Annotated in this window: 10 protein-coding genes; 4 read left to right on the top strand and 6 right to left on the bottom strand. The window is 61.9% G+C overall.

Annotated elements, in window-relative coordinates:
• Window positions 1-49: 49 nt before the first annotated feature.
• From RIG82_10170 to RIG82_10150, 5 genes are all read right to left on the bottom strand, one after another.
• Window positions 50-874 carry a hypothetical protein gene (locus RIG82_10170; protein ID MEQ9461305.1) on the bottom strand — a complete coding sequence of 275 codons (825 nt, stop codon included), beginning with the start codon at window positions 872-874 and terminating at the stop codon, window positions 50-52.
• Between the two features lie 89 nt (window positions 875-963).
• On the bottom strand, window positions 964-2,091 hold the full coding sequence (locus RIG82_10165; protein MEQ9461304.1) for a DDE-type integrase/transposase/recombinase: 1,128 nt from the start codon (window positions 2,089-2,091) through the stop codon (window positions 964-966).
• 518 nt (window positions 2,092-2,609) lie between these two features.
• Entirely contained in the window at window positions 2,610-4,238 is a 1,629-nt protein-coding gene (locus RIG82_10160; protein ID MEQ9461303.1) for an FAD-dependent oxidoreductase, read from the bottom strand.
• Between the two features lie 91 nt (window positions 4,239-4,329).
• The gene (locus RIG82_10155; protein MEQ9461302.1) at window positions 4,330-5,691 is read right to left on the bottom strand and encodes a hypothetical protein; all 1,362 of its coding nucleotides are present in this window, start codon (window positions 5,689-5,691) and stop codon (window positions 4,330-4,332) included.
• 50 nt (window positions 5,692-5,741) lie between these two features.
• Window positions 5,742-6,752 carry a hypothetical protein gene (locus RIG82_10150; GenBank protein MEQ9461301.1) on the bottom strand — a complete coding sequence of 337 codons (1,011 nt, stop codon included), beginning with the start codon at window positions 6,750-6,752 and terminating at the stop codon, window positions 5,742-5,744.
• A gap of 348 nt (window positions 6,753-7,100) precedes the next feature.
• Between RIG82_10150 and RIG82_10145 the strand changes: the two genes are divergently transcribed.
• From RIG82_10145 to RIG82_10130, 4 genes are read left to right on the top strand one after another with little or no spacing between them, the layout of a single operon-like run.
• Entirely contained in the window at window positions 7,101-11,045 is a 3,945-nt protein-coding gene (locus RIG82_10145) for a hypothetical protein (GenBank protein MEQ9461300.1), read from the top strand.
• Window positions 11,042-12,568 (top strand): extracellular solute-binding protein, encoded by a 1,527-nt coding sequence (locus RIG82_10140; protein MEQ9461299.1) that lies wholly within the window; start codon window positions 11,042-11,044, stop codon window positions 12,566-12,568. The genes RIG82_10145 and RIG82_10140 overlap by 4 nt, the downstream gene beginning before the upstream one ends.
• Entirely contained in the window at window positions 12,568-14,049 is a 1,482-nt protein-coding gene (locus tag RIG82_10135) for a sugar ABC transporter permease (GenBank protein MEQ9461298.1), read from the top strand. Before RIG82_10140 ends, RIG82_10135 begins: the two co-directional genes overlap by 1 nt.
• On the top strand, window positions 14,042-14,938 hold the full coding sequence (locus tag RIG82_10130; protein ID MEQ9461297.1) for a carbohydrate ABC transporter permease: 897 nt from the start codon (window positions 14,042-14,044) through the stop codon (window positions 14,936-14,938). Before RIG82_10135 ends, RIG82_10130 begins: the two co-directional genes overlap by 8 nt.
• Window positions 14,939-14,941: 3 nt before the next feature.
• Here the strand turns inward: RIG82_10130 and RIG82_10125 are convergent, their stop codons facing one another.
• Window positions 14,942-16,117: a substrate-binding domain-containing protein gene (locus RIG82_10125; GenBank protein MEQ9461296.1), complete on the bottom strand. Its 1,176-nt coding sequence runs from the start codon at window positions 16,115-16,117 to the stop codon at window positions 14,942-14,944.
• Window positions 16,118-16,129 lie beyond the last annotated feature (12 nt).

Here is a 16,129-nt window from a genome sequence, read left to right as displayed (position 1 = left end):
CCCGGATTGAGGTGTCCGTTTTTGAGTTGTGGGGTACGGGCTTTGTGCCTTAAGAGGGCAGATCCAGAGCCTGATGCTGGCGATTCCAGTCGAGGTCCTCTGCGACGCGCAGGAGGTCTTCCAGCGTGATCCGGGGCGAGAGGGTGCCGGTCAGGATGGCCTTGAGAACCCTGGGGCTCAGATAGGTCAGGGGCAGCAGTTTCTGGAGACGTCTGGGGTTGATCCCGATCTTCTCGGCGTAGTCTTTCGATGTTGCTTCGGTGCTGGTCAGCTCTTCCAGCCAGCGATACGCCAGGCCCACGGCATTGACCAGATGGGGCTTGGGTTCAGGCTTCGCGGGGATCACCAGGTCTTTGCCCTCGGGTGTGAGCAGCAAACGCTTGCCGTCGAACCGCTTGATCTGGATCGCAAGGCGCAGCTCGAGGATCTGCTCGCTCTCGATGACTTCGGGCTCGAAGAGACATACCGGCCCTTGATCATCTGAATCTTCCGGGGTGTGGAAGTTTTGCTCGAGAACCTCACGGGTGCGCTTCTTGTTGAGCTTGATAATGAGCTGGTCGGGCCGGACCTCGACCTTCTCGATGGTGTGGCGGACCCAGTGGTCCCGGACCTGGGGTTCCTGGTGGCAGAGTGCCTCATCCTTGAGATGGCTCAGAACGATGCCTCGGATCAGTTCGTCGAGGTGTTCTCCGTTGATGGACTTGATCGCGCAACTTGCAAAGCCGTGCTGGATGGCCTTCTGGCTGACGTAGTAACGCACCAGGCGCTTCTGACCGTTCTTGACTCGTTTGGTTAAAGGGCGATGGACGGCGGTCGGGCTCATGGCGAAGCCCTCATAAGTCCGGAGCTTGCCCTTGAGTAGCGCCGGGTTCATCCAGCGGTGCAGCGTCTCGGTGTCACGCTTCTGGATCAGCTTCTGGAGCGGGGGTCCAGCAGATTGTTGTGCTCCGCCCTGCAGCCATTTCAGGCCGCAAAATCCACTTTGGGTCGCACTCGGATGTCTGGGAAGAGCAATCTCGGGTCGCCGCGGACGTTTTGTCGCCTGACCCTGATCACGGGTTCGATCTCACCTGTTTCCGTGTAGCGAAGCGGGTCTGGAGTCGAGGCTCCGCTGGCCGCTTCGCTTGGCGTCAACGTACCCAACGCTGCGTGCGGCCGTAAGTGATTGTGCCACGTGGTGTAGGCGTCCAGGCGTGCCTGAATCGTCTCGATGTTCGGCACCATTAGGGACACCCGCCACCAGCTCTTAAGGCTCCAGAACAGCCTCTCGATCTTGGCGTTGAACTGCCAGGTCTGAGCCCTGCCACGGGTGTGCTTGACGCCTCGACGTCTGAGTTCATCCCTGAACCGCTTCTGGAACTGCCCTCCTCTATCGGTGACGAAGTATCGGGGCAAGCCCGCCAGCCCCGATACTTCGTCGATCAAAGCCAGCAACTGGTCTGTGTTCGGGCTCGATCTGAAGATCTTTAAGGCCATGATCTTCCGGCTGAACCCATCCACAATGGCGGCGACCTCGAAGCGCAGCCAGAGCATCTTGAGAATAGTCATGTCCATGTGCCAGACATGATTCGGTCCCGGTGGCTGGAAGAAGTGGTTGGGGGCAGTTCGTTCTGATTCAGTTGAAGAGGTACAGTCCGATGGACGAGGCCGACGCTCTTCCTCAAGAATCCGAAGAACTGAGGCCCTGCTGATCTGAATCCCAGCCCTCATGATGTAGCGAGCCATGGTTCGGGTTCCGAACTCTCGCTCTGGGCAGAGGGATCGGATCTCGTGGACCAGCCAGCGCACACCGGCGTGCAGCTTGTTCCAGGGCGGTGAGCCCACCACATCCTGTGCCCGGTGCTTCTCTCTGACCGCCCTTCTCCAGTTGCGGATCGTGTTGGGATGAACCACGAATCGAGCAGCTGTCTGCTTGGCGGACCAGCCGCGCAGCCTCATCAACTGGAGGATCTCGGCGCGTTCTTTTGGGGTGTAGTGAAGACGCTGCTTAGCGGGCCGATTCTGGCGGTGACCCCGGAAGATGGCGAGCTCTCGCTCGAGAAGGACAGAGTCTGAATAGGCATGATCTCGCTGTGCCTGAACCCGGGTCATCGACGAGGGTATACCCACGGCTCGTGCTCTCGATGCCATGTACGCCTGCGCGAATAACACGGAAATGGCATCAATCAATACCCAGATCGATCGCTGATCTGCCTGAGACATGCTCTTCTCCTCCGATGTCCGGGTCAGTACCCACGGACATCGGTAAGATAAGGCATATGAGGTATTTAGCTGGTAACCACCCTGCCCCAAGCCGGACACATCGGACATCACTTAGGCCTCTTGAGACCCACAACAATCTCCTGGACCACCGCGGTGGGGATCCAGCAAGCTAAATCTCGAGAGAACTCGCCCCAGATTGACCTTCTATATAGATTCAGGCGGGAGACACCGATCTCAGACCCGTGAGGCGCAGAGACTCATCGACATATCTGAGATCGACCCCCGCTGACACACGAAACGCCAGTCTTGGATAGGGTTTGCGCAAGCTCATCCCAGCGATAGATTAGGTGCCTGCAAGCAGCAGGCGGCTTCTGGCTACCCGGTATTCTGCGTGGCGCATGTTGCGTTTATCGCTGTCTTGTGTCTGACGTGCGTGGGTCACGCAGGACCTGGCGAGCGGTGTCGGCACGAACGGTGACCTGAGGTGCGCCCAGCGGCTGATGCTGGTGTTCACGCATGGCGGAGAGTCCGGATTGGCTGATGACCTGATTATTTTCTCGGAGTTTCTGCTGCAGTTGAGCCCTATCGAGGGCCTGGACCGGACGATCAGAGCGGCATGCGATGGCGGCGGCCAGGCCTGCGGCGTGACCCAAGGCCATGAAGATGGGTTCCATGCGGAGTGAGCACCAGGCAACGGATGAGGATGAGAGGCAGACCGGAACGGTGAGGTTGGTGGCCTGGGCGGCCAGCGGTGTGATGCATCGATAGGGGATGTCATAGGGTGTTGTTTCGCCGCCGACACCACCTTCGGTGGCGACTTCACCGCTGGGCATGACGATCCGTCGGCAGCGGTGGGAATCGAGGAAGTAGCTTCCCATGGCCACGGCATCGGGCTTGGAAGTGTGGGTGAGCATGTCGTGGGCGGTCATGACGTGCTCGCCGATCATTCTTCGGCCAGCGCGTACGTAGAGTTGGTGGGGCCATCCGTCGGTGTCGGTGAACTCATCTGCCGCGAGTCCCCACTGAGCGGCTTCGGAGCGGAGTTGCGGGGGGACGGCGTGATCGTTGGCGAGGAAGTAGAAGAAGCCGCGGACGTATGTCTGGTGATCGTGAGCGATGGCATCGCGTCTGTTCCATGAGGCCTCGGGGTATTCCCAGCTGCCGTTGTGGAGGTTGGTGGAGACGATGAGTCCGGGCCGGTTGTTGGCGTCGATCTTGCCGTTGGGCAGGTCGACGGGGAGGATCATGTCGAGGAAGCGGGCATCGGGGGCCTTGGCCAGGACGTGTGTAAGGAGGCTGTAGCGGCGTCTGTCGTAGCCGTGGGGTTTGTCGAAGGGGATTTGGTTGTCGGGGTTTCGTGTCAGGCAGAGGCGATAGGTGTATGCCATGACGCGGTGGTCGGCTGCGCCGATGTCGCCGTAGGGCTCGTCGGCGATGTCGGGCAGCAGGCCGTGGTCGTCGTGGGCTGAGACGCCGAAGTGAACCGGCGGGCGGATGCCTGATTTCGGCTCGTTGTAGGCGTCGATCGAGTCCCGGCCGACGCGGTAGCTGACGCCTGCGGCGGCCATCAGGTCGCCCTCGTAGGTGGCATCGATGAACTGGTGGGCGGTTAATCGCTCGCCTGTTTGGGTGGTGATAGATGCGAGTGTGGCCTCGATCTTCTCGGGGGGTTGGTTCTCGTGAAGTCGCGTACGAAAGCGGACGGTGACGCCAGCCTCTTTGAGCATCTCACGAAAGACGTGCTCGGCGGCGGAGGGTTCGTGTGTCCAGGCGGGTCCGTCGAGTCCGTAGTGCTCTCCGAGGCGGTTGAAGACCTCGCGTGCGAGACCGCCAATGGCTTCGGGGGTCCCGGCGTCGGTTGCGCCCAGGCCGCCTGAGACCATGCCACCAAGATGATCGCCTGGTTCAAGCAGGAGGGTGCTGAGGCCTTCACGGGCGGAAGCTACGGCGGCGAGGACCCCGGCGGCGGTGCCGCCGTAGACGATCAGGTCGTGGCCGAGGTGTGGTTGATGGGTGTTTTGTGCCTGTGAGGGCATGGAACAAGCTCCGCAAACGGACGGATAGGGATGACCCGGTGTGGGGAGAAATCCGTAGCGACACCTGTTCGATGCCGCTACGGGATGGTGATCAAGAACGTCGAGCGAGCGCTGGCAGAATGCCCAGGAGCATCAGGGCCATAGATGGTTCGGGCAGGACCACGGTTCCTGCGCCGAAGTTGGTGGCGAGCAGGGAGAGGTCGATGAGATCGACGATCGTGTCGGTGTTGAAGTTTCCGCCAGCCCAACCGCTGGTCTGACCGAAGTTGGTGGCGAGGGCGGAGAGGTCAATGAGATCGACGGCGAGGTCGAGGTTGGTGTCGCCGAAGAAGGTCCCGAGGAGATTGAGGATCATCTCATCGAGGTCGGCGGCGTCGATGGTGGTGGAGCCGTCGAGGTCGTAGATTGTGTCGGCGGATCCAGCTGCGATGGCGGCTGTGAGCAGGTCGATGTCATCGGCGTCGATGTCGGTGTCGGCGTCGAAGTCGCCGGGGAGCGCGTTGAGAGGAGTAACGGCCTCCCAAGTTGTGCCGAATCGTGGTTCGTCAAAGCTGGCGGGTCGTGAGTAGTCGATGCCGGTCATCGTGAGATGGGTGATGTCAGCGTTGCTGCCCAGCGCGAAGGTACGGAACTCGATGGGTGTGACAGATGCGGTGGCAGCGGATTCCGAGGCGAGGTCGGTGGGGTCCTGCCAGACGGTGAGCTTTGAGTTGCCTGCGGGGTTGAGTGGGTCATCGTTGAAGTCGATGCGCAGGACCGTGTGGCGTACAAAGGGTGAGCCGAACTCATCGTTCTGGATGATGTCGGGGAGGATGATGTCGTTCTGGAGGACGCCTGAGGAGCCGACGTGACGGACGACGTAGTCGGTGGATGAGCCGTTGGCGGCGGGACCGACGAGGAAGCCGCGGAGGTCGGACCCGCCGACGAGGTTGGCGTCGGTCAGGCTGACGGTGGGTCCGGTGTTGGTGAAGCCGATGCCCACGAACCCGTCGAGTCCGGTGTCACCGGTGGTGACCTGTGAGATGAGCGAGTAGTAGTAGGTGTCGGCGGGTGTGTAGGGGCTGAGCTGGCGTTGGACTCGGCGTTGGAGGTTATCGACGCCGGCGAAGCGTGCGCGACCGCCTTCGGAGAGGAGGTTGGTGTCTGCGAAGATGCCGTCTACCTCGGCGGTCCACTGAGCGACACCGAGAGACCCGCTGGTGACGTTGCCGGACCAGGGATCGATGAAGCCTGGGATCGTGGGGTCCTGTCCGGCACCGTTGGTCTGTCCACGGCGGAACTGGTTTTTGAAGGTGGTCTGGTCGTACTCGCCGAGGGCTGGGTCCCCGGGGATGGCGCCGAAGAACGAGTCGGCGGCGATCAGCGTGGCGCGTGCGTCGGTGGACACCAACCCGGCGATGAGCAGTGCGGCGGCCAACCATCCGCCAGTGAGTGCAGGCTTGATCTGAGACATGGTCATCCTTCCTTGTGATTCCATGGGCGAAGTATGGGCGTGAGGTCTGGTCAACGAGAGCGTCGATTGACGGCGAGGAGTGCGGTAAGTGCGAGGACTCCGGTAGCCGGTTCGGGTACGGGGACGGCGGCTTCCCAGGTGGTGGCGAGGCGGACCTCGTCGAAGCTGGCGGCCTTGGAGTAGTTGATGCCGGTCATGGTCAGGTGGGTGAGATCACCGATCGTGTCGAGGGCGAACGTGCGGAAGGTGAGGGGTGCCGAGTCCGCGGTCGCGTCGGCCTCGGTGAGGGCTGCGGTGAAGTCCGGGTTGTGCCAGACGCTGATCCTGGAGTTGCCTGCGGGGTTGGCGGGGTCGTCGTTGAAGTCGAGACGGACGACGGTGAGGGTCGGCTCGACGTTGGGGATACCGGCATCGACGACCTCATCGACGAGACCTGCGGCTCCGACGTGTCGGATGACGAAGTCGGTGGTCGCGCCATCGGAGGAAGCGGCACCAATGAGGAGTCCGCGGAGCGCCGAGCCCCCGGCCATGTTGGCGTCCTGCTGGGTCACGGAGGCATCGGCATTGGTGAAGCCGACGCCGGCGAAGCCGGGAGCACCCGCGAGGTCGCCGGTAGCGATCTGGGTGATCACGGACATGTAGTAGGTTGAGGCCGGGGTGTAGGGCGAGAGTTCGCGTTGGACGCGGCGCTGAAGGCCGTTGACGGCGCTGGACCCGCCAAAGCGTGCTCTGCCGCCGACCTGGTAGGGCGCGGTGGTGCCTGTTGGTGCCGATTCGGCGGTCCACTGGGCGACAGCGAGTGATCCGCTGGTCACGTTGCCGGTCCACGCCCCGGTGAAGCCTGGGATGGTGGGGTCTTGTCCGGCACCGTTGACCTGGCCGCGGCGGAACTGAGTGGTGATGTATTCTCCGCTGGCGGCATCGGCTGGGTTGCCGGTCAGGAACGAATCGCCGGCAATCAGATTCGCGGACGCTGTGCCTGCGGACACCAGGCCGATGGCAAGTGTGGTCGAGAGGCAGCAGGACAACAGGGTGCTGGGGTGGGGGTTGCGGTTGATCACGATGTTTCTCCTCCTGGGATGCCCGAGATGAGGGCGTTCGAAAGGTTGAGGCCTGGTTGATCTCGCTCGGGAGACGGTGGCCATTGAATCTCAAGTTTGACTATACGTCGGGAGGCTTCCGGGGCAATGTTGTATCGCGCAAGACCATTGCCGACTTGCGACAATCTGGGGGGATGCTGCTTTGGCTGACTCGAATGGGTAATGGCATTGCGCGATAGGGTATTGAACTCGGCATTCTGGCGGTCATACTCCATGGTTGAATCGGTGTTCGCGTCTGTATGTGGTTTCCAGGCGTCTATGAGTGGCTTGATCCCAGGTATGACTCAGCTACAACCCCTTGAGCCCCGGATGATGTTGAGTGCTGTTCCGCTGGTGCTGGATGGCTTTGCTGAGGGTGCGTACCTGGAGGGTGCTGTGGTCAGCGCGACGCTTGAGACCGTGGACGGTTTCTCAGGGGTCTGGGGTGGGTCCGGGACGGTGACGACGGAGGCGGGGAGTCTTGGGTACGCCGGCTTCGGGGAGACGGGTGATCTGCGGGTGGAGCTGGCGGACAATGCGCTGGTGTTCCGGCAGTTTGATCCGACGGCGGGGTCGCCGCTGGCGTCTTATGTGATGCCTGGCAACGATCTGGGTGCCTCGGTTGAGGGGAACCCGCTCTATTTCAGTTTTCTATGGCAGGTGACGGGCCCGAGTCGTCCTGCGGCCACGGTATCGCTTTATAAGGATGGCACGACCAGCGGCGATCGGGTGTTTCGGGTCTTTACCTCCTCCAGCCAGCCGACTTTTCAGGTGGCGGTCGGCCCTTCGACCGCAGGTGCCCAGCCGCTGGGTTCACTCAGCGATGGCGTGCATCTTTTTGTCGTGCGTGTTGATTTTGCTGAGGGAGACGACACCCTGAGTGTCTGGCAGGACCCGGTGGCCGGTTCCCCGGAGCCGGCCCCGCAGGCGCAGTTTTCTTATGACCTGTCTTTTGATCGACTGGCGCTGTCACGTTTTGGTGGGTCCGGGACGGTTGCGTTTGATGAGTGGCGGATGGGTGAGACCTGGTCTTCGGTGACCGACCCGGGGTCACTGGTGTTGCTGCCGGGCGTCCCGCTCTCTGCGGAGGGCTTTGCGAACCTTGATTACCCCGCGGGGTCCTCTCTGGACGGGATAGCCGGCTACACGCCGGGCTATGACGGTTCGTGGGCGACGCTTGGCAGCGCCACGCTGGCTGCGGGGAGCCTGAGCTACCCCGGCTACGGTGAGGCGGGTCTTAATCGGGTGGTGCTGAACGGCACGGATGTCGTCTCGAGGGTGCTGCTGGACGGGAACAACGGTCCGCTTGGGAACTATCTGGCGGAGGGTGGTCGACTGACGACGTCGCTTGACGGGTCCCCACTGTATCTGTCCTTCCTGCTGGAGGTCAGCGGATTGGATGCTCCGCTAGCGACCTTTTCGCTGTATGACGGCGGCGTGACTCAGGACAAGCGTCAGTTGCGTATTTTCAGCCCCGGTGATGGGCAGGACTTCCGGTTGCTGGTCGGTGCCGAGGCGTCGGATGGGGTTGCGCTTGGTGGATACAGCGACGATCCTCAGCTTTTTGTGCTCCGCGTTGACTTTGCTGAGGGAGCGGACACGATCAGCGTCTGGCAGAACCCCGACCTCGGGTTGGTGCCGGGCCAGCCGGACGCGGTGATCGCTACGTTCGATCTGGGCTTCGATCGCGTGGCGGTGACTCGGTTCCAGGGTCAGGGTAGTGTTGCTTTTGACGAGCTGAGGCTGGGGAGTCGGTGGGCCGACGTGGTGCTCGCGGATTCGCTGATGCTCCTGCCCGATCCGGAGGGGGCGATCTTCGCGATGGCGCAGGGCCCGGAATCACCTTATGCCAGCGGGCTCTATCCGGCGGGTTTCTTTCCCTTTATCGATCCGTTCGGTCAGTATCGGTATATGAGTTGGCCGGAGAAGGTGACCTCTTCTCAGGACCTGGCGGACCGAGTGACGCTCGAGGCCGCCGATTTGCTGGCCCATCCGGGTCCCGGTGATTTCAATGTTTACGGCGGTTGGGCGAGCGGTCCGCAGCTCACGGCGACGGGTTACTTTCGTACGGAGAAGCTTGGGGACCGCTGGTGGCTGGTGGACCCCGAGGGGCGGCTGTTCTTCTCGCATGGTCTTACCGGCGTCAGTGACCCGGAACGGCTTGGGGGCGGCGCGGCGGCGGTGAAGACCGGCGTGACGGGACGTGAGCACTACTTCGCGGGTCTCCCGCTGCCGGGCGACCCGGCAGCGGAGTTTCTCCGGGTCGAGACATCGGCAGTGACTTCTGGTGCCTATCAGGGCAGTTTCCCGCTGACGATGAACTTCTACGCTAGCAACGCGTTGGAGCGTTACGGCAGCGACTGGGAGGCCATCAGCCAGAGTCTCGCCCACGACCGGCTGCGGAGCTGGGGCATGAACACGATCGGCGGGTTTTCGGATGAGGATGTTTATCTTCAGAGTCGGACGCCTTACACGATCGTGCTGTTTCCGCCTAACGCGTCGCTGATCAACGGGGTGGGCACCTTCCCGGATTATTTTGACCCGCAGTACCGCACGAATGTCATCAATCGGATTCTCGAGGAGACCGGCAAGAGCCTGAGCGATCCGTGGCTGCTGGGCTATTTCGTTCACAACGAGCTGTCGTGGACGCGTTCCTCGACGCAGGACATTGACGTCGGGCTGGCGGCTCTGGCGTCCGCGCCTACGCAACACGCCAAGGTGGCTTTTCGGGACCTGCTGATGGGGCGTTACGGGAGCATCGGCGGGCTCAATAGCGTGTGGCAGACGGATTATGCCTCGTGGGAAGACCTGCTGGAGCGTCGAGACGTCGTGCCGGGTCTCGGTGGTGCCGGTCAGGATCTTCGCGACTTTGATCGTCTTTATGCTGAGCGGTACTTCGAGACGACCGCCTCGGCGATGACCGAAGCTGCGCCTGAGCACCTGTATCTCGGCGCGCGATTTACCAACGGCGTCCGGATTCCGGTGGCTGAGGCGTCGGCGAGCCGGGTTGATGTGCTGAGTATCAACCGATACGGGACCGGCGTGGATACGCTGCCTGCGGCGCTGACCGCTGACGTACCGATCATCATCAGCGAGTTCCACTTCAGTGCCAACGACACGGGTCTGCTCTCGGATGGGCTCCGGGAGGTGGCTGATCAGGCCGCGAGGGCACAGGCGTACAGTGATTATCTTGAGACTGCGATGGCCAGCGACCGTGTTGTCGGCGTTCACTGGCTGCAGTACTGGGACTTCCCCACGAGCGGGCGGCTAAACAACTCTAACAACAACAGTAATCTTGGCTTTGTGACGATTACCGATACGCCTTATGACGCGATGGTGGAGGCTGCGCGCGGGATCGGCTCGGTGCTGTACGAGACACGCGGCGAGGGTTTTGCGGGCCGGGTCGGGAACACGGTCTGGATCGCGGCAACCGAACTGGACAACGTGATCACGGTGACAGCGGGCGTTGAGAGCGTCGTTGTGACGCGTGATGGCGTTGTGATGGAGGTGCCTGGCGCGGGCGTCGAACGGATTCAGATCGTCAATCCGGGTGGTGAGGACAGGCTTGATCTTTCGGGGATTGACGGGATCAGGCTCGATCTTGATGGGGCTTTCCGGCTGGTGGTTCGTCCGGTGCTTGCGATGGAGGTGGGTGACCTGATATTGGGCTCAGCGGGCGTGCTTGATCTGAACGGGTACGGGCTGGTTCTGAATCAGCCTTCGGTGGATACCGCTGGGTCGCTTCGCACGGTGATCGCCAACGGCCAGCTTTTGCCTGGTGATGTTGCGGCGAATGTGGGGTACGCGACAGCTTCGGATGTGCTGGGGCCGGGTGGCGGAGTGTTCCTGGGAATCGACACGAATCCGGATTCTGTGCTCATCCGCCCGACCTACGACGGCGACACGAATCTGGATGGCGTGGTTGATCTGATCGATCTCTCGCGGCTGGCCAACTCTTTTGGCACGTCGGGGTCGTGGATGCAGGGTGACAGCAACCATGACGGTGTGGTGGATCTGATCGATCTGAGTCTGCTGGCGGGCTCGTTCGGGCAGGGGCAGGTTGCTGCTGCCGGGGAGCCGGAGGAGAGCGAGACGGGCTCGATCCGCTTGACCGGGTCGTCCGATGTGAGTGCGCGGCTGTGGCAGAGCAGCCGGGCGTCGGAGGGCTCGATGGCCTGGCAGGACACGGCGTGGCTCAGGGTCGATGATGACGACAGCCCGTGGTTCGGGGTCTGGACCGATCAGCCGCTCACGGAAGACGCCCCGGTCACATGAAATACCTTTTTGTGATCATCCTCTCGGTCCTGAGCCTCGCTGGGGGCGTCACGCTGATGACTGAGCCGGAGCAGCAGCGTGAGGTTCCGGTCATCTACTGGGCGACGGACATGAGTCCGGCCCGTGTCGCTCAGGTGGCGTTATTCCACGAGTGGCTGATTGATCAGGGTCACGTTGATGATCGTGGTCGGCCGGTGGTGGAACTGCGGCTGGACGCCATCAGCACGGGCAACAACTCGAAGAAGATCATCCAGAGTGTGGCGGGTGTTGCTGCGGACATCATGGACTGCTCGATCGGGGAGATGGAGCCGCTGGGTGTTCTGGAAGACGTCACGGATCGTGCCCGCGTGATGGGGTTCAGCCCTGAGGCGACGTATCCGGCGTTGCGCAGCGCGCTGGTGCGTGACGGGCGTCAGTACGGTTTTCCGTGCAATGTGTCGCTGCTGGGTTTCTGGGTCAATCGTGGGTTGTTTGAGCGTCTTGGCGTCGAGACCCCATCCAGGGCGTGGACGTACGCGGATTTCGAGCGGATCGGGACTGCTTTTATCAGCGCGGCGAACGCTCCGGGCGAGCGACAGACGGTGTACTTCGTGGACACGCCGACGGGCTACCGCGCCTACGCGATGCTGTTGCAGATGATCCGGTCGCGGGGGCTGTCGATCTTCAACGAGACCATGACGCGTTGCACGCTGGACGATCCTCGATATGCCGAGGAACTGTTACGTCTGCGCCGCTGGGTCTACGATCTGGACCTCATGCCCTCCGCTGCGGAGGAGGCCTCGATGGCGGCGGAATCAGGTTTCAGCGGTGCTTCGGTGTCGATGTTTTACGCGGGTCGTTACGGGATGATCTACAACGGGCGGTGGTCGCTGATCCGGCTTCGCCTGTATGAGCAGCCGATGGACCTGAGTCTCAGCTACATGCCGGTTTTTCCGGGCGGCTTCAGCAATGATCTGATCGGCACTCGTTCGGCGGCGATCTATCGAGGCAGTCGGCACAAGGACCTAGCGGCTCTTTTTCTGGCTTTTCTGGCCAGTGAATCGTACAACCAGCGCATCGTTGATGATGCGGACGCGTTGCCGCCCAATCCTTCTTTTACGGATACCGAGGCGTACCGCCGGCCGTCGGCGTACCCGAATGAGTGGGGCACGCATGAGGCGTGGAGCCACAGCGCGCGATATCGTGCGATCGGCAACGACGAGAGTCCTTTTGTGTCACGGATCACGGTGATGCGTCTGATGAATATCGCGCGTGAGCAGGTGTTGAGTGACCCACAGATTCTCCCGGCTGAGGAAGCTGCCCGACGTGCTGCGGAAGCGATCAATGAGGAGATCGAGCGTTCGATCGAGCAGAGCGAGGCCTTGCGGGAGCGGTACGGGTCTCTGATCGAGCGTCAGTCGGAGATCGACGCGTCCAAGGCTGCGGGCGATCCGGTGCCTGATGACTGGATCACGAATCCGTTCCATAAGGCGTATCGCGCGGGCTACGAGACGGTAGCGGCTGATCAGAGCGGGGGCGGATAATGAGACGGAGTCCGAGTCGCCAGGGATGGTGGGATGTTGTTGTGGGGGTTGGCTTTCTGCTGCCGAATATCGTTGGTTTTCTGTGCTTCACGTTCCTGCCGCTGATCCTGTCACTGATTCTGGCCTTCTCGAACTGGGATCTTCGGCTGCACAACATGTTCAAGCAGGAGCCGTTGCGGTTTATCGGCTTTGACAACTTTGTGCGGATGGCCGGCGACCCTGATTTCTGGCGATATCTGGGCAACACGCTGTTCCTGATGATGGCGATTCCGTTCGGGATCGCGGGTTCACTTGGTGCCGCGTTGCTGCTGAGTCAGGACCTGGGCCATCCGGCCTGGATCGCCTGGATGCGGCGGGTGTCGCTTGCCGTGCTGGTGCTGTCGCTGCTTGTTCTGGCGATGCTGGGTGCGGGGGTGACGGCGATGACGCTGCTGCTGGCATCACTGGCGGGTCTTGTGCTGGTTGGGGGGGCAGCGGGAGGCTCAACGGTCTACCGGACGTTGTTTTATCTGCCGCATTTCACGGCGGGTGTGGCGACTTACATTCTCTGGAAGAAGCTCTACAGTCCGGAGACCGGGCCGATCAATGCGGTGTTGCGGCCGGTGCTTGAGGGCGTGGAAGACTCGGTGCTGGCGGTGCCTGCCGGGGTGCCACAGGCCATGAGTCTGCTGCTGCTGGGCTTGCTGGTGTTCCTGACGGTCGTGGGCACGCGATGGCTGCTTGGCTGGCATCGGGAGGGTGAGTCGGGGGGGCTGCCGGTGCTGGTGGCCGTGGCGGCGTTGACGCTGCCGTGCTGGGTTGGCGGTTGGGGCGCTGGCGAGTGGCGGGCGGTGGCGTTGTTGGTGGTGGCGGTGACTGTCGTGCTGTGGGCTGTGATCAGCGTTGTTGCCACGGGGCAGACATGCCGCCGAGATGAGGGTGTAGGGGGGACAGTTCTGGCTGGTGTGGTGTGGATGGTGGGCGGTTTGGCCTTGCTGGGTCTTAGCCGGGTGTTCTGGGGGTTGCCGGAGATGGCGTCGGGCGGGCTTGAGCCTCCGAACTGGCTCAGTGACACGCGGTGGGCCAAGCCGGCGCTGATGATCATGATGCTGTGGGCGGCCATCGGGTCCAACAATATGCTGCTGTACCTCGCTGGTCTGAGCAACGTGCCGGGCGAGTTGTACGAGGCGGCTTCGATTGATGGTGCCGGCCACTGGGACCGGTTCTGGCATGTGACCTGGCCGCAGCTCGCACCGATCACGTTTTTCATTGTGATCATGAGCGTGATTGCGGGGCTGCAGGGTGGCTTTGAGATGGCGCGGACGATGACGGAGGGCGGACCTGCGGGGGCGACGACGACGCTGAGTTATTACATCTACATCGAGGGGTTCGAGACCGGTCGTCTCGGTTACGCGGCCTCGGTGACATGGACGCTGTTCGCCATGGTCTTTGTGCTGACGATGATGAACTGGACGTTCGGGAACCGGTTTGTCAATGACTGATCTGCCGCCACGAGACCGTCCTGCTGCTGCTTCCGGTGCCCGACGTTCGGCGGGGTTATCGAAGGTTGGTGTTCACCTGGTGCTCACGCTGCTGAGCATGACCATGATCCTTCCGTTCGTGTGGATGATTCTGACCAGCCTCAAGCCTCTGGAGGAAGTGGGGCTGGAGAGCTGGCTGCCCTCGGAGTTGCGTTGGGATAACTACGCGGTGCTGCTTGGTCTGGAATCGGCCGAGGGGACGGAGCTTCAGGGGATTCTTTTTGGTCGCTGGTACTGGAACAGCATCCTGGTGGCGAGTTGGGTCACGTTTCTTCAGGTATTCACCAGCGCGCTGGCGGCTTTTAGTTTCTCACGTCTGCGTTGGCGTGGTCGGGACACGGTGTTCTTTCTGTACCTGGGCACAATGATGCTGCCGGGGCTAGTGATGATGATCCCCAACTACCAGATCATGATCAGTCTTGGTCTGGTGGATACTTATATGGGGCTGATCATCCCGGCGTCCTTCAGCGCGTTCGGGACGTTTTTGCTTCGTCAGTTCATGCTGACGATCCCGTCTTCGCTGGATGAGGCGGCGATGATTGACGGTGCCTCACGGTGGCGTCTGTTCTGGGACATCATCCTGCCGCTGAGCCGCCCCGGGGTGATCACGCTGACGATCTTCACGTTCATCGCGAGCTTCCACAGCTTCTTCTGGCCCTTGGTTATGCTCAAGAGCACACATCGGTACACGCTGCCCGTGGGTCTGCTGTTTTTCGATTCCTCTCAGGGTCAGCAGACGAATGTGCTGATGGCGGCGATGGCGCTGTCGGTGCTGCCGATGCTGGTTCTGTTTGTTGTGCTTCAGCGTTATCTGGTCAAGGGGATCCAGCTTGGGGCGGTCAAGGGGTGAAGTTCAACTTCTGCGGTATCGCTGTCGGAAGGTCATAGGTGTTTCGTTTGCTTCTCTGCGGAAGACACGGCAGAGGCTGTACATGCTGCCGAATCCGGTGCGCTCGGCGATCTGCTGGAGCGAGTCGTCGGTTGTCGCCAGTAGGTCACGGACGCGCAGGAGTCTCTGGCGACGGATTTCCTGCAGGGGTGTTCTGCCCAGTAGTTCACGGAACTTGCGTTCGAGTTGTCGGCGAGAGACCGGGACTGCTGTGAGGATGTCTTCGACCTGGATCGGCAGGTGGGCCGAGTCGGCGATGAATCGGAGGGCTTGAGCCAGGTCGGGGTCTTCGACCGCGAGCAAGCTGGTGGAGGCCCGCAAGGTAATGCTCACCGGGGGCAATCTGATCTGTGAGGCGGGATCGGCCCGGCCGTCGATGATCTCGAGCAGGAGTCGCCCGGCGTCGAGCCCGATCTGCGCGAGTGGCAGGCGGATGCTGGAGAGCGGAGGGGTTGTCATCTCGCAGTGGAGTTCGTCGTCCTGGATGCCGAGCATCGCGACGTCGTAAGGGATCGTCATGCGGGCGCGACGGATGACCTGAGCAACCCACAGTCCCCACCGGTCATCTCCGAGCAGGAGGCCGAATGGGCGGGGGATGCATTCGAGCCAAGACGCGATCCTGTCATCGGCCGAGGTCCAGCCCTCGGACATGTCGAGGGTCGGGAATCTGGGGGGCTCAATGACTCGTGCATCGAGGCCTATGTCCGTCAGCGTCTGATGGAATCCCTGGAGGTGTGCGCGGCTGGATGCCCAGTCAAGATCGCCAAAATAAGCGAAATGCCGGAGCCCCAGTTCCGCGAAATGGCGGCCTGCCATCTGACCAACTTTGTGGTGATCAACGCCGACACTGGTGAGCCCGTGGACTTGGGTGCGGTCAGCCAGATGGACCGTGGGGATGTCCAGTTGCATGATTTTTTCTGCGGCCTGCTGGTCGGGCACGTCTGCGATGATGCCATCGGGTTTCCAGCGGCGCAACAGGTCGAGGTGGAGATCAGTGAGGCCGGGGACGCTGTGGAGTTCCCATTCATCCCGTGCTTCGTGGAGACCCAGGAGCCCGCGGAGCACGCGTCGCCAGCGGTGCTGGTCCTTGTTGAGCACAAGTGCAACTCGACGACGGCGGGGCGTGTCCTGTAAGAGCATGCTCTCCCCTGC

The organism is Phycisphaeraceae bacterium, assembly GCA_040222855.1.
Taxonomy (GTDB): domain Bacteria; phylum Planctomycetota; class Phycisphaerae; order Phycisphaerales; family Phycisphaeraceae; genus Mucisphaera.
This window is presented reverse-complemented; position numbering and strand designations above follow the sequence as displayed.

Coding starts and splice junctions, on each gene's coding strand:
- RIG82_10125 (MEQ9461296.1), bottom strand. CDS start 16,117: ATGCTCTTACAGGACACGCCCCGCCGTCGTCGAGTTGCACTTGTGCTC.
- RIG82_10165 (MEQ9461304.1), bottom strand. CDS start 2,091: ATGACCCGGGTTCAGGCACAGCGAGATCATGCCTATTCAGACTCTGTC.
- RIG82_10155 (MEQ9461302.1), bottom strand. CDS start 5,691: ATGTCTCAGATCAAGCCTGCACTCACTGGCGGATGGTTGGCCGCCGCA.
- RIG82_10130 (MEQ9461297.1), top strand. CDS start 14,042: ATGACTGATCTGCCGCCACGAGACCGTCCTGCTGCTGCTTCCGGTGCC.
- RIG82_10160 (MEQ9461303.1), bottom strand. CDS start 4,238: ATGCCCTCACAGGCACAAAACACCCATCAACCACACCTCGGCCACGAC.
- RIG82_10145 (MEQ9461300.1), top strand. CDS start 7,101: ATGATGTTGAGTGCTGTTCCGCTGGTGCTGGATGGCTTTGCTGAGGGT.
- RIG82_10140 (MEQ9461299.1), top strand. CDS start 11,042: ATGAAATACCTTTTTGTGATCATCCTCTCGGTCCTGAGCCTCGCTGGG.
- RIG82_10170 (MEQ9461305.1), bottom strand. CDS start 874: ATGAACCCGGCGCTACTCAAGGGCAAGCTCCGGACTTATGAGGGCTTC.
- RIG82_10135 (MEQ9461298.1), top strand. CDS start 12,568: ATGAGACGGAGTCCGAGTCGCCAGGGATGGTGGGATGTTGTTGTGGGG.